Consider the following 21,657-nt stretch of genomic DNA (forward strand, 5'->3'; position numbering starts at 1 on the left):
AATAAGGATGCTAAAATAGTATCTTTGGTGCAATTTTAAGAAATGAAAATCATATTACTTTATATTCTTTGCATTAATCTCTTGACACTTGGTGTTTTTGGTGCCGATAAATTTCTGGCCGTAAAAAATAAACGGAGAATACCCGAAAAAGATTTATTGGCTTTTTGCATTATCGGTGGCGCCATTGGTGGTTTGCTGGGAATGTTCGTATTTAAGCACAAAACATCAAAACCTTCATTTTTATTTCGTTTCGGATTTATTTTTGTGTGTCAGATTCTGCTTTTCTATTTCATGCGCTTTTAGTGCGACTTGTAATTCCGCTTCATAAACTGCAAAGCAGCTTCCATGATTTCGCCCATTGATTTTGCATTTTTAAAGTTTATATCCTTCGTGAATTCATAGGTTTCTTTACGGAGTTGTTCCATGTGAATAGCCGGCGATAATTTCATCGATTTCATTACTTGCAGCAAATCATTTAGCCTTTCTTCCGAATCGGCCAAGCGTTTCACCAATAACGAACGTTCTTCGTTTTGATATTGATCGATTGAATCCGGTTCCAGCTTTTCTTTTACCAATTGTGTGAACTGGAAATTCTCCTTGAATAAATGCGGTTTATATAGTTTGAAGCTCCCTTCGTAACATTGTTGGTCAAAATCAATCGCCCTGATTTTATACACAATGTGGTCATAATCATAAATCGGAATCACCACAAAATTGTACGAACGCATATCGCCCAGTAAACCAATCATGCAACGTTCGTTGAATTTTACAAACTCCTTGGCAATCTGTGATTTTTCGGCTTCAGTACATTTTTGCAGATGATGTTTCAGAAAAACGTCACCTGGAATTCCTATAATGTGTTCTTCAATTAATGTTTTTTCATACACTAAGAAGTTAATCCTGTTAGGTGATAAGATATGTTCCAGTTCTAATCCGAAAATCCGCGAAGCGTCGGCTTTTTTTATGTAAAAATGCGTGTAATTGTCATTCAAAATGTTTCGGACTTTTACCCGGAAGGGTTTAGAATTCCCAAAAGCACAATAGTCAATATAATCGACTGTCAGATGGTTTAAAACACGCTCATCACCATCGGAATGCAGTAAAGTGTAAATTTTCTTCAGACTTAAATCGATTTCCTTCTGGTCAAACTCATTGTAAAAAACGCGAAGCCATAAGGTATCTTCTCCCTTTTGGTCATATACTATTACCGAACCCTGAAAACGCAATAGATCATCGTAAAATACATTCGTTTTTGTTACTCTTTTGTATTTTTCAAGATATTGAAACAAATTTTCGGTTATTGGATAATATTGCTTTTTAAACAATGGCGCTTCTTCGTTCATAAATAAATGACAGTTTTCAATAAATTTGTGAAAAGTAAAGTTACTTCAATTATTTTAGGTTCATCAAAAGAAATACGCATTACTTTTGTATCAATATTTGACTCCATGGATGCTTTACAAATCATAACTTATACCGGTGTTTTTGTTTTTGCCGTAACCGGTGTTTTAAAAGCCCGTACGAAACGCTTTGATATATTTGGAGCTTCGGTATTAGCGTTTGTAACTGCTTATGGTGGCGGAACCATCAGGGATTTACTGATTGGAATCAGACCTGTGAACTGGGTTAATGATAATATCGCAATTTTCATTGTACTCGCTTCAACGGTTGTGGCCTTTTTCTTTAAAATGAATACCAATATCATCAAAAAACTTATTTTTTTGGTAGATGCTTTCGGTATTGGTTTGTTTACCATAGTGGGTATCCAGGTGGCTTTGCGTTCCGGTATTTCGAGTGGTTATGCTTTGGTAATGGGCATCATCACAGCAACTTTTGGAGGATTATTAGCCGATGTTTTATGTAATAAAGTACCCAGTATTTTAAAACCAGGTGAATTGTATGCCACAGCCTGTTTAATTGGCGGAAGTTTGTATTTGTTAATGCTGAAGTATGATTTTCAATCAGAAATAAGTATGCTGATTGGAATTTTAATTATTGCTTCCATCCGGATTTTTGCCATCCGTAAAAAACTCCAGTTGCCGAGAATTTAATCCTGCACGATAAAATCTTTTGGGTCTTCTTTTTTAAATTCAGGCTGGATATTAATATGATTGATTCCGAATTTATCAAACAACACTATTTCAACTTGGTGAAGTAAATCATTGAACTCACTCATTTTTATATCTTCGGAACAATCCAAATGCGCTTCCAAATGCAATTCTTCTTCATTTAAGTGCCAGACATGGATATGGTGCAATTTTCCAACACCTTTTATTTTGTGCACTTCCCGAACAATTTCTTTGATATCAATTTCTTCCGGAGTAAATAACATCAACATTTTTGTAGAACTGATCAGTAAATCATACCCCACATAAATCAAATAAATAGATATTAACAATGTCAATACACTGTCTACCCAAAACCATCCAAAGAATTTCATCAGTAAACCACCAACCAAGACAGCAACCGAAGCCATCATATCAGTTAACAAATGCAAATAAGCCGATTTCATATTCAGGTTATGATCAGCGTCTTTTTTCAACAAAAGAACCGAAACACCATTAGCAACAATTCCTAACAATGCCAACCAGATTACCAATCCCGATTTGATGGGTTGCGGATTAAAGAAGCGTCCAACCGCCTCGTAACCTAGAAAAACTGCTACTAAAATAAGTGTAAAAGCATTAACGAAAGCAGCAATTAATTCGGCACGTTTATACCCAAAAGTATTGTTAATCGAAGCTTTACGTCGGGATAATTTATGCGCAACATAGCTGAAAACCAATGATATTACATCTGAAAAATTATGCAAAGCATCCGAAATCAAAGCTAAACTCCCTGAAACCAATCCACCCACAACCTGTGCTGCAGTTATTAACAAATTCAGGATAATGGAAAAAACCAGGTTCTTCCCTTCTACCTCATGTTTATGAATATGGACGTGATTATGGGACATTGTAAAATTAGTATAGTGATAACTTAATTTGGGTAACAAAAAAGACTCCTTTTATGGAGTCTTTCTATATTTTTATTTACAGGCAATTTTATTTACTCGGTTGGCATGTCTTCCTCCTTCAAATTGTGTGATAAGGAATACTTCAACCATTTCCACAGCCTGTTGGATAGAAGTATAACGGGCTGGTATACTGATGATATTAGCATCATTATGCTGGCGGGCCAATTCGGCAATTTCAACTGTCCAACATAAAGCACAACGGATATCCTGGTGTTTGTTAGCCGTCATGGCAATACCGTTACCGCTTCCACAGATTACAATACCGAAGTCGGCTTTTTTGGCTTCCACATCATAGGCCACCGGATGTCCGAAATCAGGATAATCTACACTTTCAAACAAATCAGTTCCGTGGTTGATCACTGTGTGTCCGTTTGCTTCCAAGTATTTAACAATTGCATTTTTGTAATCGGGACCGGCGTGGTCATTCCCTATAGAAATTATCATAGTATAAGTATTGTGTGTTGTTAATTGGTTACAAAAATACAAAATAGCTTCTTTCAAATTAAAGAAGCCTGCATTTAAAAAGATATAAACCTAAAAATGAATGCGTTACTTTAAAAATGTTAAAAACTATGAATATATAAAATACAATATTTTTTTATAATCAACTGATTATCAGTGATTAATTATTTCTTTTTTTGACAACTTTTTAAGTCTGTTAATTAATTCTTACAAACCCCTTATTTTAAAGGGTTTATATTTTAACAGGAATTGTTAACAACTTTGGAAAGAAAATCAGAACTTTTTTTAGGATGTATCGAAAAAAATCGTAATCCAAAATTGGTTTTAAAAAATCAAGAAAAGTTTCAGGAATTTGTTCTGAAATTATTCAACAAAAAAAAGCAGTTTTCAACAGTTATTCACAATTGAAGTTTTCAAAAAAAGAATCCTAAATTCTATAGTTAACAATTGTTAATAACCATATTCTTACAATTCATTTACAATACTTTAACCTTTAAAAAGTATGTTAATATCGTTGTATAACTCCGCATAACTTTACAAAAAAAGAAATCTGGCAAAAGTTATTCCTATTATTAACACGCTATAATAACCATCATAAATTAATTTTTTTTAAAAAAGATTTTTTGTTGTTTTTAATTGTTGTTGAAAACTCATTTGAGTTGAAAAACAAAATTTATTTTTAAAAGTAAAGAAGTTATTAATTTCTTAAATCGGATTAGTGCTGACTCCATTCTAAAATCTTTTCGTAATTTTCAGGAATATTAATAGAAATGAGATAATGAGTAAGAAACCTAAGAAGTTTAGTAAAGGTGTAAAGGATTTTTCAGGAAAGATTTTGAAGATTCTTTCGAAAGACCCGAATAAACCTTTTAACTGCAAGCAGATTGCTGCTAAACTGGAAGTAGACGATACAAAAAGCAGAAATGAAATAATTAAGGATTTAAAAATCCTCGCTTCAAAGAAAAAAATTATTGAAATTGAACCCGGAAAATTCCTGATCAAGGCGCAAAGTCAGGATTACTATGAAGGTGTGATCGATATGACATCCCGTAAAACGGCTTATTTTGTGAGTGAAGAGTTTGAGGAAGATGTTTTTATACCGACGAATAACCTGAATCATGCTTTAGACGGAGACACTGTAAAAGTCTATGTGTACAACCGAAGAAAAGGAAAACGTCCTGAAGCTGAAGTCATTGAAGTTTTAGACAGAAAGAAAACCGAATTCGTTGGTGTTATTGATATCCAGAAGAATTTTGCTTTTGTGACTACAGCAAATGCTAAAATGTATACTGATATTTTTATTCCGAGAGATAAAATAGGCGAAGCAAAAGATGGAGATGTTGTACTGGCAAAAATTGAAGATTGGCCAAAAAAAGCCGATTCACCTTTTGGTTCAGTAATCAAAGTATTGGGAAGACCAGGCGAACACGATACCGAAATCCACGCCATTTTAGCAGAATACGGATTACCGTATGATTTTCCTGTTGAAGTGGAAGACTATGCAAAAAAATTAGATACTTCAATCCAGGAAAGTGAGATAGCCAAAAGACGTGACATGCGTGATACGCTTACGTTTACCATTGATCCGAAGGATGCTAAAGATTTTGATGATGCTTTGTCTTTTAAAAAGTTAGAGAACGGTCATTATGAGATTGGTATTCATATTGCCGATGTTTCACACTATGTTCAGGAAGGAACTGCTTTAGATGATGAAGCTTTTCAAAGAGCAACTTCAGTATATTTGGTTGACCGTGTGGTTCCAATGTTACCCGAAGTTTTATCCAATTTTGCCTGTTCGTTGCGTCCGCATGAAGAAAAATATACGTTTTCAGCCGTATTTGAAATCAATGAAAAAGCACAGGTTACCAATCAATGGTTTGGAAGAACTGTTATTTATTCGGATCAGCGTTTTGCTTATGAAGAAGCCCAGCATATCATTGAAACAAGATCGAATAAAATTCCTGAGGAAATATCAATTACGGGAAAAGAATATACGGTTGATGAATCCATAGTAAATGCTACTTTGAAACTGGATGAACTGGCTAAAATATTCAGAAGAAACCGTTTGAATAACGGTGCTATTTCTTTTGATAAAGTGGAAGTGAAATTCAATTTGAATGAAGCTGCCGAACCGGTTGGTGTTTATTTTAAAATTGCCAAAGATGCGAATCATTTAATTGAGGAATTCATGCTTTTGGCCAACCGTAAAGTAGCCGAATTCATTGGTAAACAACAGAAAACTTTTGTTTACCGTATTCACGATGAACCTGATGAAAATAAACTGATGAATTTACAGGGAGTGATTTCTAAATTCGGTTACAGTATCAATTTCAAAAGTAAGCAGGCTATTTCTAAATCTTTGAATGATTTATTGGTTGGTGTTGTAGGGAAGAAAGAACAGAATATGGTTGATACCCTTGCCATCCGGAGCATGAGTAAAGCGAAATATTCTACGGATAACATTGGTCATTACGGATTGGCTTTTGATTATTATTCCCACTTTACTTCTCCTATCCGACGTTATCCTGACGTTATGGTACACCGTTTGTTACAGTATTATCTGGATGGTGGAAAAAGTGTTGATGAAGAAGTGTATGAAGAAAAATGTGTACATACCTCAAATATGGAAGGATTAGCTTCAAATGCCGAACGTGATTCGATTAAGTATATGCAGGTAAAATACATGCAGGATCATCAAGACCAGGAGTTTTTAGGTGTGATTTCGGGTGTTACCGAATGGGGAATTTATGTGGAAATCATTGAAAACAAATGTGAAGGAATGATTCGCATCCGTGAAATAAAAGATGATTATTATACGTTTGATGAAAAACAGTATGCTTTGGTTGGAGAAATGACCAAGAGTTTACTACAGTTGGGTGATGAGATAATTGTAAAAGTGAAAAATGCCGATTTGGTTAAAAAGCAATTGGATTATCATTTCATCAGAAGAAACGAGTAATTTTTAAATCATCAATTAAATAAATGAGTATGAAAATCAAGTTTTTAGCTTTATCTCTTATAACGGCTTTGTCAATATCAGGATATTCGCAAACGAAAAGAGAATTAGGAAGTTTTACTAAATTAACCGCTTTTGATAAAATTGAAGTTCATTTAGTTCCTTCCAATGTCAATAAAATTGAATTATCCGGAACTAATTCAGAACAGGTTGAATTAGTCAACAAAGACGGAGAATTAAAAGTACGTATGCCTCTCGGTAAAATGCTTAAAGGAGACGAAGTGGTGGCTACTGTTTATTTTAAACAGTTGGATGCTTTGGAAGCAAATGAAGGCAGTTATATTAAAAGCGATGAAACCCTAAAAGCCAGTTTGTTTGATATTATTGCAAAAGAAGGCGGGAAAATTAAAGTTCCGGTAAATGCTTCTAAAATTGCAGTTAAAATATCCAGCGGTGCTAATGTTGAACTGGCAGGTAACACTCAAAATATCGATGCAGTTGCTACTGCGGGTGGTGTTCTTGAAGCCATAAAGTGTGATGCAGAGCAAGCTACCGTTACCGTAAATGCAGGTGGTGAAATTTACATTACAGCACATGAATTAGTTGATGCTAAAGCACGTGCAGGAGGAACTATCATCATCCACGGAAACCCAAAACAAGTCAATCAAAAAACTGTCCTGGGAGGTAATATTATTGTGAAAAAAGACTAAGATAATTCTTAGTTTGTAGTTTCATAAATTAGTTTAACTACAAAATATAAACCGGTTATTAAATCTTTCTTCGGGAAGCATTAATAACCGGTTTTTTTCATCTTGCATAGTATTTATACACTTTATCGATTTTTTGCTGTTTCTACTATTATAAATTATAACTTAATGGTTTAAAAGGTTTTATACTTTTTATTTTCATCATTTTACTAATTTTTAAAATAGCTTAAAATGAAAAATAATCTACTTTTTATACTGTTTTTATTTGGTTTTAATTCTTTGGTCTTCAGTCAGATTTCCAAGAGTGTTGGAGATTTTACCAAAGTGACCGCCTACAACCAAATTACTGTTTTTTTAATTCCATCTACTGAAAATAAAGTTGAAATATCAGGATTTGATGCTGATAAAGTTGAGTTGACAACTGAAAATAACGAGCTGAAAATCAAATATCCGTTGCAACAGGAAAAAGTTGGAAATGATATTTTAGCCAAAGTGTATTTCGTAAAGTTGACTTCGGTGGAAGCCAATGAGGGCAATAGTATTGGAGCCAGTGGTGTAATTACTGCACCCAGTTTTGAAATTATCGGCAAGGAAGGTTCAAAAATTAAACTGAATCTGAAGTGTAATAATATCAATGCCAGAATTTCACAGGGTTCAAAATTAGATTTACTGGGAAGTACCGAAAACCTTGATGTTGTTGCCAATAATGCTTCCCAGGTTTTTGCTAAAAGCTGTGAGGTTAAAGCAGCCAATGTTAATGCAAATGCCGGCGGCGAAATTTATGTTAATGCATCACAATTGGTTGACGCAAAAGTGCGTGCAGGTGGTAGTATTTTTATTCATGGAAATCCAAAAAAGGTTAACAAACAAATGATTCTGGGAGGAGATATTATCTTAAAATAGAAAGTAAAATTGATTGGATTAAAAATTAGATTTTTTGAGAATATAGGATTATCTTGCCCTATCTTTAAAAATAATCAATGATTAACGATATACTTTCTGCAATTCCCTGGGGATTTTTACTAGCATTTACCATCGGACCTGTTTTCTTCGTGTTAATAGAAACCAGTATCACTAAGGGTTTCCGGGCTTCGATGATATTGGATGCCGGTGTTGTTTTTGCAGATTTGGTTTTTGTTTTAATTGCTTATTTCAGTACCAACCAAATTCTTGAAAAGTTAAAAGATAACCCGAAACTCTTTATTTTCGGGGGAATGCTGATGTTCGGTTACGGAATGATTTCATATATAAATGAAAAAAGAAGTTATGAAAGAAAGCAAAAAGAAGAAATGGACGATGTTGCCGATGATATCAACAAAAAGAATTATTTAGGATTATTTTTCAAAGGTTTCTTTCTAAACTTTATCAACATTGGTGTACTGGCTTTCTGGATGGGAGTTATCATCGTTTTTGCTCCTAAACTTAATATGGAAACCAGCCGGATCATTACTTTTATCACAACCATTATCGTTTCGTATATCATGGTTGATGTAGTTAAAATTCTGGTTGCCAAACAATTAAAATCACGTTTAACACCTTATAACATTCATAAAATAAAAAGAATTATAAGTGTTATTTTAATGATTTTCGGAATCTTTTTAATCGCACAGGGATTTTTTCCTAACGAAAAAGAAATGATTGAAAAGAAAATTGAACAGTTAAAAGAATAATGAGAGCAACATTACGTTGCTCTTTTTTTAATTTATAAATCTATGAAGAAAATAGTTATTTTATTTTTAATGTCATTATCCGGTTATGCACAACAGGATTCGGTTGTAGTTGTTAAACCTAAAATTTCGGTTATTTCTGCCGATAAAATGAATATTCTTTACAGAGGTTTACCTAATCCGGTTTCGATTGCTGTAAACAACGCAAAATCATTTAAAATAAAAGGTCAGGATATTTCCAAAGGTGAGAATGGAAACTATATTATTAAGCCAAGATCCGGAAATGAAGCTAAAATCTCTTTGGATATTGAGACATCAGATAGTACTAAAGTCGTTGAAGAGCATATTTTCAGAGTGAAGCCTCTGCCTACAGCTGCATTGCTGGTAAATCAAAAAGGTTGTCTTAACACGGATTGTATTGTTGAAATTCCCGGAGCTGAATTGTTAAATGCAGAAGTTTCTATAAAATTCATTGATTTCTTTTTGGATCATACGATAGCTGTAACCGGTTTCAGATTGTATTTAACGAATACGAACGGAGATACTTTAGCAAGCTTCGATATCACCGGTAATAAAATTCCAAAGGATGTTTATGATGAAATCATCAAAAATGATAAAGCTAATCTGATTATTATCCACAAAATTACGTTTACTTCCGATTTGAATTTATCAGTAGCCAAAACACCGGTCATTAAGATTAAGAAAGTGTAAAAATTAGCTTAAAATCAGTAATTTATAAAAATAGCAGCATTTTGTTGCTTTTTTTTTATTGCTATTTTCTAAAAATTTTGCATAAAAAAAGAGTTACAGAAATGTAACTCTTTTTTGAGGCATCGCCCGGATTCGAACCGGGGTAGACGGTTTTGCAGACCGGTGCCTAGCCGCTCGGCCACGACGCCATTGTGGATTGCAAATATAAATAAAAAATCCAAATTACAAATCGGAAATACTAATTTTAAAGGACTTTTAGCGTTTTGCTTCCAATATAATGGTAACTTCCTGTACATCACCACCAATTGGAGGATTAATTTTAGAAACTTCAACCGTAACCTGTGTTACCATCTCCAATTCTTTCAGGGTTCTGTTGTTAATACGTTGGGCTACATGCTCCAGAAGTTCGGAACGGATTGCCATTTCTTCTACCACAATTTTGTTCAAATGTACATAATCAACCGTATCTGTCAGTTTATCACTTGATGCTGAATGAGCTAAATTAGCATGTATTTCTAAATCAACTCTGTAATCACTGCCTATTTTGCTTTCTTCTACTAAACAGCCATGGTACGAAAAAGTACGGATATTTTTTAATCTGATGATTCCCATTATTTCAATTTAAAGATCAAAGTTACAAAGTTCAGTCGTTTTTCAACAACTTTAAAACCTAAACCACGAATTATTTAGGGGTAAACCTTAAACTTTTTTTATCTTTGTTAAAAAGTTAAAGAATACAATGTCTACAAAAGAAAAATCATTGAATTTTATAGAGCAAATCATTGAAGAAGATTTAAAAAATGGTTTGTCTTCTGCTAAATTACGTTTCCGTTTTCCACCTGAACCTAACGGATATTTGCATATTGGTCATGCGAGTGCAATCTGTTTAAACTTTGGTTTAGGAGTTGATTATCAGGCACCTGTAAATTTACGTTTTGACGATACGAATCCTGCAAAAGAAGAACAGGAATATGTTGATGCAATCAAACGTGATGTGGAATGGCTTGGTTTCAAATGGGCGGAAGAATGTTATGCCTCTGATTATTTCCAACAATTATATGATTGGGCTATTTTATTGATTAAGAATGGAAAAGCCTATGTTGACAGCCAGTCTTCAGAAGAAATGGCAAAGCAAAAAGGAACTCCTACCCAAGCCGGTACGAATAGTCCATATAGAGATCGTTCAGTTGAAGAGAATTTAAATCTTTTTGAACGCATGAAAAATGGAGAATTTGAAGAAGGAACGCATATTTTACGTGCTAAAATTGACATGGCATCATCAAATATGTTGATGCGTGACCCGATTATGTACCGTATTTTACACAAACATCACCACAGAACCGGTGATGACTGGTGTATTTACCCGATGTATGACTGGGCACATGGTGAAAGTGACTATTTAGAACAAATCTCACATTCATTCTGTACATTAGAATTCCTTCCCCACAGGGAATTATACGATTGGTTTTTGGATAATATTTTTGATACTTCAAAAGTACGTCCGAAACAACGTGAATTTGCCAGAAGAAATTTATCACATACAGTAGTTTCGAAACGTAAATTATTACAATTAGTTGAAGAAAAGCATGTTACAGGTTGGGATGATCCCCGTATGAGTACTATTTCCGGTATGAGAAGACGTGGCTATACTCCTACTTCGATCCGTAATTTTGCTGATACAATCGGTATTGCAAAACGTACGAATTTAATTGACGTTTCATTATTGGAATTCTGTGTACGTGAAGATTTGAATAAAACTGCACCACGTGTGATGGCAGTTTTGGATCCAATTAAACTGGTAATTACCAATTATCCGGAAGGTCAGGAAGAATGGTTGGAAGCTGAAAATAATCCTGAAGAAGAAGTATTAACATTCAGAAAAGTGCCTTTTTCAAAAGAAATTTATATTGAAAGAGAAGACTTTAAGGAAGAAGCAGATAAGAAATTCTTCCGATTGACTTTGGGTACTGAAGTTCGTTTGAAAAATGCTTACATCATTAAAGGTGAATCTGTAGTAAAAGATGCTGATGGGAACATTACCGAAATTCATGCAACTTACGATCCGGATTCGCGTTCAGGAAGTGGTTCTGAAGCCAGTAAACGTAAGGTTAAAGGAACAATTCACTGGGTTTCCACACAACATGCTGTGCCAGCTGAAATCCGTATTTATGACCGATTATTTTCACATGAAAGCCCGGATGGTAATAAGGAAATAGATTTTAAAGAATTCATTAATCCTGACTCTTTAAAAGTGATTACCGGTTATGTTGAACCTAGTTTACTTACATCTAATGAATTAGACAGATTCCAGTTCCAACGTTTGGGTTATTTCTGTGTTGACAGGGATTCTTCCGCTAATAAACTGGTTTTCAATAAAACTGTTGGTTTAAGAGATACTTGGGCCAAGGTTGAAAGTAAAGAATAACTACTATTATTTACGAATAATATTAAGCCTCCAGTGTTAATAACTGGAGGCTTTTTTGTTTTATTCAAGGAAAAACACTTACCACTTTTCATTCAATTTCCTTCTGAAAATCAGGCTATATCCTACTATATATGACTGGTTTGAAATTTAATTTTGTCTTGTTAATGGCTTACAAATGAGAGCCTAAGAAGAGTAAGAATAAACACAAACTAATTATGAAAACACAAAAAATTATTATTCTAGGTATGATTACCGGGTTATTATTTTTAACACAAAGTTGTTGTAAACCCGGTATTATCGGAAGTGTTAATAACACACTTCGCCCACAGGAAACCGATAATTGGTGCTGGGCGGCAACCACTCAGATGATTGCCCAAAATGAAGGAATTTTCAAAACACAATGTGAGTTGGCAAATCACCGTTTAGGTAAAACAAACTGCTGTAATGACGAACCAACAGATAACACTTGCCGTAAGACAAATGATTGTAATTCACCAGGTTGGCTTGAATTAGACTACTGTGGACTTAAGTTTTCTGAATCAGGAACTGCTTTGAGTTGGGACCAATTGAAAAAGAGTATTTATTGCAGTAAAGATATTTTAGGATTTGCTTATGGTGAAGATGGTGTTGTTGGTCACGTTGTTGCTGTAAAAGGTTATGTAACTGTTAATGGTACTAATTATGTGGTTCTTAACGATCCATGGTCACCATGTGTAGGTGAAGAACGTATGATAACTTATGATGAATATGTTAATCCGGCTGGAGCAAGTACGCATTGGAATACATGGTATAATATCATGAAAAAGTAACTTTAAAAATACGATTATGAAAAATTTAAAATCAATTATAACAGTTTTATTAGCAGTATTTTCAACGTGTATTTTTGCACAAACAACTGCAAATAATGGAATCAGAGAAGCAGCCATCAAAGGTAAATCTGATTTGGCTAAAATTTTATCCGAGAATAAAGAGTTTAATTTCGGTGTTTCTGCCAGAGAAGTTGAAGCCTCACAAATTACCAATCCAATAGAATCTTTTTATACCAATTTTGAAAGATTACTGAATGATAATAGCGGGAATATCAATTCAATTTCCGGTAGTGATCAAAAATTTATTGTGCCATTTTCAATTGATAATCAAGTTATTACAACTATAAGCGTTGTTTCTGACAGTAAAGGAACCAAAGCAGTTGAACTTGTTAACCAACAGTATAAAACTGAGCTTAATCAATTGCCTGCAGAAATTAGAAGAGCAAATTACAGAGGATTGAAATTTATCCGTGTTCCAAATATTGAAGCTTCTTTATATATTTTTGAAGATAAATGTTACACAAGTTATAAAGGTGGAAATTTAAGAGAAGGAATTAGCATTTCTGAAATGACCCGAAAACTTCAAATTGATGCAAGAGAGTTTCAAACCAAATTTGGTGAAGAACTAAAAAGAGGCAAGTTAGTTCGATAATTTGTTTTATTATTTTTATCGATGTTAAATCCGCTTTCGAGCGGATTTTTCTATTATTTGTATTTATGATTGTTATTTTAAAATAATAGATTTTTCTTATTAAAATTGACTTTCATATTTTGTTTTTAACAAGTAAAAAAAAATGGCAAAGGTGTTTCGTTGTTTTATATAATGAAAGTCTTTTAAATCGCTTTATTTTAATTTTAATCTAAAATTCAGTAAAAAATTGCCTTTTTCAGAATACTTTGATTGACTCTAAAAAAAAAGAGTTCAACATGTGAACTCTTTTAAAAAATTTATATTTCTTCTGTCGGATTTGATGTATCCGACGGATTAAAATCAGTCGAAGTATTATCATTTGGTTTTTTTATTTTTTTCGTTTTATTTTTCATTGACTCACCAATTTGATTTGAAGCTGCAAAACTTGCCACCATTGTATTCAACATATCAGTTGCTGCCTGTGGTGAATTCGGTAATAAAATTAAATTTGAATTTGTATCAGCACCAATTGCTTGTAAAGTATCATAATGTTGTGTGATGACAATCAGTGCTGAGGCTTCTTGTGAATTAATTCCAACATTATTCAATACTTCAACACTTTCTACTAATCCTTTGGCAATTTCCCGGCGCTGATCGGCAATACCTTGTCCTTGTAATTTTTTACTTTCAGCTTCAGCTTTTGCTTTAGCTACAATCCTAATTCTTTGTGCTTCAGATTCATACATGGCAGCAGTTTTTTCTCTTTCTGCTGCATTGATTCGGTTCATAGCGTTTTTTACCTGGATATCCGGATCAATATCAGTAACAAGTGTATTGATGATATCATAGCCATAAGCCATCATCGCTTCATTCAATTCTCGTTTAACGGCAATCGCGATATCATCTTTACGAACGAAAACATCATCCAGAATTAGTTTTGGAACTTCGGCACGGACTACATCAAATACATAGGCAGTAATCTGGTCATGAGGATATTCCAGTTTATAAAATGCTTCATAAACATGTTCCTGGATCACTTTGAATTGAACAGAAACTTTCATTTTTACGAAAACGTTATCTTTAGTTTGTGTTTCAATAATTACATCTAATTGTTGGATACGGAGATTAACCTTACCCGCAATTCTGTCTATTATTGGAATTTTAAACTGTAATCCGGAGTTTCTGATACTTTGGAATTTTCCAAAACGTTCAATTACCGCAGATGTTTGTTGTTTCACGGTAAAAAAGGAAGACATGAAAATAATAAAGCCAAATAAGAAAATGGCAATTGTAAAAGGTCCCATAGTTTTTAAAAGATTAGTTTGTTATATGAGTTATACGCTAAATAATTTTAAATGTTACAAACTTATTTCCAATTATAATGTTTACTTTCGCGAAAAAATAAAAATAATGAAACGTATAGTATTGATAATCTTAGTTTTGAATTACTCTTTAGGTTTTTCTCAATATGGAAGAAGAGATGGTAACCGAATAGGAATTTCAGGAGGTATTACAAACACAACCCTTTATACTTCAGATTTTAATGTTAAACCTGAAAATGGTTGGATTGGAGGTTTTTCAGTCAGAGGTAATTACTACAATGACTGGAGTATGATTTTTGGTATGCAGTTTACAGAAAGTAATTTTTCAGTAGAGACCATAAATGCTTTATTGCAAAATGAAGATGTAAAATATAAATTATCGGGTGCTCAGATTAGGTTATTGTTGAGTGCTAACTTAGTAAAGAATCATCTTTCCATTGATTTTGGGCCAGTTTTACAAGTGAATGGCAAGCTGAAAATTGACAGTAGTAATAAGAATAATATTATCAAAGGAACCGCTTTATTAGCGAATGACATTATTGATATAACTAAAATTAACGGTAATTTATATATTGGGGCAAGCGCTGGAGGTAAACGTGTGAGAGCTGTTGTCTTTTATCAGTATGGTTTGAATAATATCATGAACAATCTCAACAGGTTTGATGATTTAAAAATTAAAAACAATAATCATGACTTTCGAGGTCACATCGGGATGATATCTGGACAGATATTATTTAACTTATAGTAAATCAACTCCCGTTATCGGGAGTTTTTCTTTTAATTTAATTTACAAACCCCCGAATTGTTAATGGTTTCATAATTCATTAATAGTTTTAAAATAAGGTAGAATTAACAATGTGGAAGTAGCTTTGAATCGCAATCAAATTAACTTACCATGAAACATTTATTACTTATTTTATTTTCTTTTACTACTTTTCTGGCATTCGCCGAAGATGAGATTCTCTTAAAAAATGGTACTAAGGCTATGATAAAGCCCAATACCTTCCGTGTTGATTATAATGAACATAAAATTACCTATCAAACCGAAGGTAACAGCAAAGAAGTTACTATTTTATTCAAAGATTTTGATTGGGTTACCGTAGGAATCAATAAATTCCAAACCTTTAAATTTGAAGGATCTTCAACTGTTGAAGGTTATTTTGTACTTTCAGAAACCACCTCTAAAAAGTTAGTTTTCAGATCGTATCAGGAAGAGGAATCTAGTCTGATTAAATATACCTTTTATATTGTTGATAACAACAATAAAGTTTTAGACTTCCATGCTTTCGATAATGGTACCAGTAAAAAAAGCATTACACAGCGTTCTGAGATTTTCTTAAAAATACGGTATTACTTTTCCGAATGTACCGAAATGCTTCAGCGTCTGGAAGTATATGATCAATACTCATCAGATTTAAATCACAATAGGGTTTTATTGTTTTTTAAAACACCTATTTACTATAATTGTAAATAAAAACCCGGTTTCAACCGGGTTTTATTTTTATAAAGTAGCTATTGCTTTTTCAATTCTTTTGATACTTTCTACTTTTCCAAGTATTTCAACAATATCAAATAAATGCGGTCCTTTTAAAGCTCCTACTAAGCTCAAACGGAACGGTTGCATCACCTTCCCCATTCCAATTTCATTTGCTGTCAGCCACTCTTTTACAGTGTTTTCAATGGTTACAGAAGTGAAATCTGTGATACCTTCTAAAACAGTTATCAGTTGTTTCATCAAGTCAGGAGTATCTTCTTTCCAGTTTTTTGCTGCTTTTTCATCATATGTTGTAGGTTCCTGGAAAAAGTAATTTGATAATTCTGTTAAATCAGAAACGAAATAAGCATCTTTTTTTACGGCACCAACAATCTTTGCTACATTTAGATTTGAATAATCAATTCGATTATCTTTCAAAATTTTGATGAAGTTATTTGCTAATTCCTCATCATTTTTTTTCATCAGATACTGACGGTTAAACCATTTGTTTTTCTCCGGATCAAATTTGGCTCCCGATTTGTTCACACGGTTTAAATCGAATTTCTGTACTAATTCTTCTAATGTAAATATTTCCTGTTCGGTACCGTCATTCCAACCAAGTAATGCCAAGAAATTAACGACAGCTTCCGGGAAAAAGCCGTTTTCTCTATAACCCATAGAAGTTGTTTCATTAGTTTTCCACTCTAACGGAAATACTGGGAAGCCCATTTTATCCCCGTCACGTTTGGATAATTTACCATTACCTACCGGTTTTAAAATCAAAGGTAAGTGTGCAAATTCAGGTGCATCCCATCCAAATGCCTTATATAATAAGACGTGTAATGGCATTGATGGTAACCATTCTTCTCCACGTATTACATGAGATGTTTCCATTAAATGATCATCCACAATGTTCGCTAAATGGTAGGTTGGCATTCCGTCACTTTTGAATAATACTTTATCATCTAACAGGTTTGTATCAAATTTTACTTCACCTCTGATGATATCGTTTAAGTTTAAAATTTCATTGATTGGTGTTTTAAAACGAACTACAAATGTTTCTCCATTAGCAATTCTTTTTTCAACTTCTTCACGTGAAACAGTCAATGAATTGTCTAAAGTTTCACGAACTGAATGATTGTATATAAATGTTTTTCCTTCCAGTTCAGCAGTTTTACGCAGACTATCTAGCTTTTCAGCAGTATCAAAGGCATAGTAGGCCCAACCCGATTCTATTAATTGGTCTGCATATTGTTTGTATAATTCTTTACGATCGCTTTGGCGGTATGGTCCAAACTTTTCATTTTTTCCAACAGTTTCATCCGGTGCAATACCTAACCATTCTAAAGCTTCCATAATATAGGCTTCAGCTCCAGGAACAAAACGGGTTTGATCTGTATCTTCAACACGTAAATAGAAAACGCCATTATGTTTTTTGGCAAATAAATAATTAAATAAAGCGGTTCTTACACCACCTATATGTAATGGTCCTGTTGGACTTGGTGCAAAACGCACTCTAACTGGCTTTGACATTTGTTTATAATTTGTTTACAAAGATACATTATTCTTAAAATTCTCCTCTTTGTTTGATAATTAGAATGGATTTCTTAACGTGAGCATAAATTCCATTTTTGTACCGGGAAATTTCATAATTTTATAGGTTATTAATAAACGAATGAAGTTGTGAACAAGCAGGAAATCATATTCTTAAAATTAGAAGAATTCATTAAGAAATTTTACACGAATGAGCTACTTCGTGGAACAATTTTCTTTATGGGATTGGGACTATTGTACTTTATTGCTACCAGTTTTATAGAGTATTTTTTATGGCTGAATTCGAACTGGCGTATAATCTTGTTTTGGATGTTCATTCTTGTTGAAGGATTTCTTTTGGGAAGATTTATTATTTTCCCGGTTTTAAAACTTTTTAAACTTCAAAAAGGAATTGATTATACTGAAGCTTCGAAAATTATTGGTAAACATTTCAATTCGGTTAATGATAAATTAATTAATTTTCTTCAATTGGTTAACGATCCAAACCAATCTGAATTGCTACTTGCTTCTATTGATCAAAAAGCAAATTCGTTGCAACCGATTCCGTTTTCTAATGCAATTGATTTCAAAACTAACAAAAAGTATGTGCCATTAGCCATACTTCCAATTTTAATTATTGCTTTTCTTTTATTATCAGGTCGGAAGGAATATCTCACAGATGGAATTTCCCGCGTGGTTAATTATCAAAAGCAATACCTGCCTCCAGCTCCTTTTCATTTTGTAATCAACAGGAATTTAGTTACAGAGCAGAATAAAGATTATACATTGATTGTTAAAACTAATGGAAATCTTGTACCGGATAAAGCTTTAATTTTTATTAATGATGAAAGTTATTTTATGGAAAGTCTTCGACCGGGAGAATTTCAATATGTTTTCGAAAAGCCTGTTAACGATATTACTTTTCATATAGAAGCAAATGAAGTTGTTTCAGAAGTATACAATCTTAAAGTGACAACCGTTCCTTCAATTGCACATTTTGAAATGCTCGTCAACTATCCGAATTATTTAAATAAAAAATCAGAAGTAATTAAAGGAACCGGTAATGCTATCGTTCCGGAAGGAACCCATATCACCTGGAAAATGAATACGATTGCAACAGATTATGTGAGTTTAATTGAAGGTAATAAGCTGTTTTCCTTTGTTAAAGAGATAAATGCTTTCCGATTATCAAAAAATATGTTTCAAAATACAGAATACCAAATAGTTACTTCTAATTCTGCTGTTAAAAACTACGAAAAGCTGGGTTATTCGATCAATGTTATCAAGGATCAGTACCCAAGTATTAGAATTGAGGCTGCTCCGGATAGTTTAAAAGTTGCGAAGAACTATCTTTTAGGTCAGGTTTCAGATGATTACGGTTTATCCCGTTTATCAGTTGTTTATTATCCAAAGGATAATCTGAAAGCTTTCAAGAGAGGAAACATTAATGTGAAGCATGATGCCTATGATCAATTTGTTTTTGCATTCCCAAGTAATTTACCTATAGAAGAAGGTGTAGATTACGAATATTATTTTGAGGTTTTTGATAACGATGTAATACATAATTTTAAAAGTAGTAAGTCTTCAGTTTTCTCCCATCGTGAATCTACAGAATCTGAAAAACAACAACAGTATTTGGAAAACCAAAACCATAGTATTAAAGGGTTAGAAAAATCTTTAAAGGCTCAGGACAAGCAAATGGATGAACTTGAAAAGCTTCAAAATTCAGGAAAAGAGAACAAAGAATTTGATTACAAGGAACAGCAAAAGATTAATGATTTTATTAAACGTCAGAAAAAGCAAGAGGAATTGATGCAGAATTTTTCCGAAAAAATGAAAGAGAATCTTGAAAAATTTAATCCTGATGAGAAAGATCCGAATAAAGAATTATTGAAAGAAAGGTTGGAGAAAGTGGACAAAGATGCTGAAAAGAATCAAAAACTTTTAGATGAATTGAAGGAATTAAACAATAAACTTGAACAGGAAGATTTGTTTGATAAGATTGAAAAATTCCAGCAAAAAAGTAAGAATCAAACCAAGAGTCTTGAGCAATTGGTTGAATTGACTAAGCGGTATTACGTTGAGAAAAAGGCTGAACAAATTGCTGAAAAGTTGGATGCATTAGCCGAAAAGCAAGAAAAACTATCTGATGCCAATGATAAGAATACTGAAGAAAAACAAAATGAAATTAATGAAGATTTCAACAAAATTCAAAAGGAATTAGACGAGTTACAAAAAGAAAACAAAGAATTAAAGAAACCTCTTGATATTCCTCAAGACAAAGAAAAGGAGCAGAGTATTGATAGTGATTTGCAAAAGGCTTCTGAAGAGTTAAGTAAAAAAGCACCTTCTAAAGCTTCCCCAAAACAAAAGAGTGCAGCCAAAAAAATGCAACAAATGGGCCAAGGAATGGAAATGCAAATGCAAGGTGGCGAACAGGAACAGATGCAGGAAGATGTAAAAATGTTACGTCAAATTCTGGATAACCTCTTAGAGTTTTCTTTTTCACAGGAGAAACTGATGAATAATTTTAAATCCTCAAGAGGTAATTCTTCTTCATTTTCGAAATATTTAAAAGAACAGCAAGATTTGAAATTACAGTTTAAACATGTTGATGACAGCTTATTTGCTATGTCTTTGCGTAATCCAAAAATTGGTGAAAAGATTACAAATGAAATCGGGAATGTGTATTATAATATAGATAAAAGTATTGATTATTTTTCAGAAAACCAGTTGGGACGTGGTACTGCCAGTCAACAATATTCATTGACTAGTGCTAATACTTTAGCAAACCTTTTGGCAGATGCATTGAATAATATGCAAATGTCTATGTCTGGTTCAGGACAAGGAACGCCTAAACCGGGTCAAGGGCAAGGCGGTGGTTTGCAACTTCCAGATATTATGAAGAAGCAGGAAGGTCTCGGGAAGAAGATGCAGGAAGGACAAAAAGATGGTGGAGATAAACCAGGAATGAAACCGGGATCCAAACCTGGCGACAAACCTGGTGGTAAAGAAGGAGGTCAAAAAGGAAATCAAGGTGCTCAACCCGGTAATAATGGTCAAGATGGGCAAGACGGTGAAGGAGATGCACAAATGATATTGGATGTGTTAAAAGAACAGCGTCAATTAAGAGATGCTTTGGAAAAGGAATTAAAAAAGCATGGTTTAAATGGCACTGGCCAATCTACTTTAGATAAAATGAAGCAAATTGAAAAGCAATTGGTTAATAAAGGTTTTACCCAAGATGTTATTCAAAAGGCTTTAAACTTAAAGTATGATTTACTTAAATTAGAACAAGCTATACAAGAACAGGATCAGGATAATAAGCGGGAAGCTACAACTAATAAAAACGATTTTCATAATTCTGCTCCTGCCCTACCGGCTAAGCTGCAAGATTATTTAAAGAGTATTGAAATTTTAAACAGACAAACATTACCTTTGCGCTCGCAATTCAATAAACGCGTTCAGGAATACTTTAAAGAAAATGATAGATTATAATTACGAAACGGATTTTTTGTTGTCAAGCGAATCTAGTTTTACCCAATGGATTGAAGAGGTTATTAGTTCCGAAGGGAAAGAATTAGGAGAGCTAACATATATCTTTTGTAACGATGAATACCTTTTAGATATTAATCAACAGTATTTAAAACATGATGATTTAACTGATATTATTAGTTTCGATTATACTGAAGGAAATGTAATTAGTGGAGATATATTTATTTCCATTGAAAGAGTTGCTGACAACGCTACAGATCTGAATATTGATTTTGAAGAGGAATTGAAGAGAGTTGTTATTCACGGTGTTTTACATTACTGTGGATACAAGGATAAATCAGAGGCGGATGCTACATTAATGCGTTCTAAGGAAGATGAAAAAATACAAATGTTTCACGTGAAACATTAACATCGCGCAAGCAATTGGATTGTTTCATGTGAAACAATCC

The 21,657-nt window shown here is 33.3% G+C and carries 20 protein-coding genes and 1 tRNA gene; 14 read left to right on the top strand and 7 right to left on the bottom strand.

Annotation, left to right across the window (positions count from 1 at the left end):
* Positions 1–42 precede the first annotated feature (42 nt).
* Positions 43–303, top strand: coding sequence for a DUF1294 domain-containing protein (locus NAT51_RS01160; protein ID WP_250594236.1), 261 nt, complete (start codon positions 43–45; stop codon positions 301–303).
* Here the strand turns inward: NAT51_RS01160 and NAT51_RS01165 are convergent.
* Positions 300–1,343 (bottom strand): hypothetical protein, encoded by a 1,044-nt coding sequence (locus NAT51_RS01165; RefSeq protein ID WP_250594238.1) that lies wholly within the window; start codon positions 1,341–1,343, stop codon positions 300–302. The two genes, NAT51_RS01160 and NAT51_RS01165, sit on opposite strands and share 4 nt — an antisense overlap.
* Positions 1,344–1,349: 6 nt before the next feature.
* Between NAT51_RS01165 and NAT51_RS01170 the strand changes: the two genes are divergently transcribed.
* Complete coding sequence (locus tag NAT51_RS01170; protein ID WP_250594240.1) at positions 1,350–2,051, top strand: trimeric intracellular cation channel family protein; 702 nt, start codon at positions 1,350–1,352, stop codon at positions 2,049–2,051.
* Here NAT51_RS01170 and NAT51_RS01175 read toward each other — a convergent pair.
* Both NAT51_RS01175 and rpiB read right to left on the bottom strand, forming a co-directional pair.
* Positions 2,048–2,956: a cation diffusion facilitator family transporter gene (locus tag NAT51_RS01175; protein ID WP_250594242.1), complete on the bottom strand. Its 909-nt coding sequence runs from the start codon at positions 2,954–2,956 to the stop codon at positions 2,048–2,050. The genes NAT51_RS01170 and NAT51_RS01175 overlap by 4 nt on opposite strands.
* 72 nt (positions 2,957–3,028) lie before the next feature.
* Positions 3,029–3,460, bottom strand: a complete 432-nt coding sequence (gene rpiB / locus NAT51_RS01180; protein ID WP_250594244.1) for a ribose 5-phosphate isomerase B — start codon at positions 3,458–3,460, stop codon at positions 3,029–3,031.
* A 796-nt stretch (positions 3,461–4,256) separates the two neighbouring features.
* On the opposite strand from rpiB, the gene rnr reads away from it, so the two are divergent.
* The 5 genes from rnr to NAT51_RS01205 all read left to right on the top strand — a co-directional run bounded on the left by rnr (position 4,257) and on the right by NAT51_RS01205 (position 9,519).
* Complete coding sequence (gene rnr, locus NAT51_RS01185; RefSeq protein WP_250594246.1) at positions 4,257–6,437, top strand: ribonuclease R; 2,181 nt, start codon at positions 4,257–4,259, stop codon at positions 6,435–6,437.
* 29 nt (positions 6,438–6,466) lie between these two features.
* On the top strand, positions 6,467–7,144 hold the full coding sequence (locus NAT51_RS01190; RefSeq protein WP_250594248.1) for a head GIN domain-containing protein: 678 nt from the start codon (positions 6,467–6,469) through the stop codon (positions 7,142–7,144).
* 228 nt (positions 7,145–7,372) lie between these two features.
* Positions 7,373–8,044: a head GIN domain-containing protein gene (locus tag NAT51_RS01195; protein WP_250594250.1), complete on the top strand. Its 672-nt coding sequence runs from the start codon at positions 7,373–7,375 to the stop codon at positions 8,042–8,044.
* A 77-nt stretch (positions 8,045–8,121) separates the two neighbouring features.
* Positions 8,122–8,811 carry a LysE family translocator gene (locus NAT51_RS01200; protein WP_250594253.1) on the top strand — a complete coding sequence of 230 codons (690 nt, stop codon included), beginning with the start codon at positions 8,122–8,124 and terminating at the stop codon, positions 8,809–8,811.
* A gap of 42 nt (positions 8,812–8,853) precedes the next feature.
* Positions 8,854–9,519 carry a GldM family protein gene (locus NAT51_RS01205; protein WP_250594255.1) on the top strand — a complete coding sequence of 222 codons (666 nt, stop codon included), beginning with the start codon at positions 8,854–8,856 and terminating at the stop codon, positions 9,517–9,519.
* 117 nt (positions 9,520–9,636) lie between these two features.
* Here NAT51_RS01205 and NAT51_RS01210 read toward each other — a convergent pair.
* Together NAT51_RS01210 and folB are read right to left on the bottom strand one after the other, a co-directional pair.
* Positions 9,637–9,707 (bottom strand) — tRNA-Cys (locus NAT51_RS01210).
* Positions 9,708–9,774: 67 nt separating this feature from the next.
* Entirely contained in the window at positions 9,775–10,131 is a 357-nt protein-coding gene (gene folB / locus NAT51_RS01215) for a dihydroneopterin aldolase (RefSeq protein ID WP_250594257.1), read from the bottom strand.
* 127 nt (positions 10,132–10,258) lie between these two features.
* Here folB and NAT51_RS01220 point away from each other — a divergent pair, with 127 nt between their 5' ends.
* The 3 genes from NAT51_RS01220 (at position 10,259) to NAT51_RS01230 (ending at position 13,405) form a co-directional block, all read left to right on the top strand.
* Positions 10,259–11,944, top strand: a complete 1,686-nt coding sequence (locus NAT51_RS01220; protein WP_250594259.1) for a glutamine--tRNA ligase/YqeY domain fusion protein — start codon at positions 10,259–10,261, stop codon at positions 11,942–11,944.
* Between the two features lie 215 nt (positions 11,945–12,159).
* The gene (locus tag NAT51_RS01225; RefSeq protein ID WP_250594261.1) at positions 12,160–12,753 is read left to right on the top strand and encodes a hypothetical protein; all 594 of its coding nucleotides are present in this window, start codon (positions 12,160–12,162) and stop codon (positions 12,751–12,753) included.
* Positions 12,754–12,769: 16 nt separating this feature from the next.
* Positions 12,770–13,405 (top strand): hypothetical protein, encoded by a 636-nt coding sequence (locus NAT51_RS01230; RefSeq protein WP_250594263.1) that lies wholly within the window; start codon positions 12,770–12,772, stop codon positions 13,403–13,405.
* A 296-nt stretch (positions 13,406–13,701) separates the two neighbouring features.
* Here NAT51_RS01230 and NAT51_RS01235 read toward each other — a convergent pair whose 3' ends face one another.
* A complete protein-coding gene (locus NAT51_RS01235; RefSeq protein ID WP_250594265.1) occupies positions 13,702–14,688 on the bottom strand; it encodes an SPFH domain-containing protein in 987 nt (328 codons plus the stop codon).
* Positions 14,689–14,794: 106 nt separating this feature from the next.
* Here NAT51_RS01235 and NAT51_RS01240 point away from each other — a divergent pair, with 106 nt between their 5' ends.
* A complete protein-coding gene (locus NAT51_RS01240) occupies positions 14,795–15,451 on the top strand; it encodes a PorT family protein (RefSeq protein WP_250594267.1) in 657 nt (218 codons plus the stop codon).
* 150 nt (positions 15,452–15,601) lie between these two features.
* On the top strand, positions 15,602–16,180 hold the full coding sequence (locus NAT51_RS01245; protein WP_250594269.1) for a hypothetical protein: 579 nt from the start codon (positions 15,602–15,604) through the stop codon (positions 16,178–16,180).
* A 27-nt stretch (positions 16,181–16,207) separates the two neighbouring features.
* Here NAT51_RS01245 and gltX read toward each other — a convergent pair whose 3' ends face one another.
* On the bottom strand, positions 16,208–17,713 hold the full coding sequence (gene gltX, locus NAT51_RS01250) for a glutamate--tRNA ligase (RefSeq protein ID WP_250594271.1): 1,506 nt from the start codon (positions 17,711–17,713) through the stop codon (positions 16,208–16,210).
* A 150-nt stretch (positions 17,714–17,863) separates the two neighbouring features.
* On the opposite strand from gltX, the gene NAT51_RS01255 reads away from it, so the two are divergent.
* Both NAT51_RS01255 and ybeY read left to right on the top strand, forming a co-directional pair.
* Complete coding sequence (locus tag NAT51_RS01255) at positions 17,864–21,211, top strand: hypothetical protein (RefSeq protein ID WP_250594273.1); 3,348 nt, start codon at positions 17,864–17,866, stop codon at positions 21,209–21,211.
* The gene (gene ybeY / locus NAT51_RS01260) at positions 21,198–21,617 is read left to right on the top strand and encodes an rRNA maturation RNase YbeY (RefSeq protein WP_250594275.1); all 420 of its coding nucleotides are present in this window, start codon (positions 21,198–21,200) and stop codon (positions 21,615–21,617) included. The genes NAT51_RS01255 and ybeY overlap by 14 nt, the downstream gene beginning before the upstream one ends.
* Positions 21,618–21,657: the final 40 nt, after the last annotated feature.

It is taken from the genome of Flavobacterium amniphilum (assembly GCF_023634845.1).
In the GTDB taxonomy this organism is placed as follows: Bacteria; Bacteroidota; Bacteroidia; order Flavobacteriales; family Flavobacteriaceae; genus Flavobacterium; species Flavobacterium amniphilum.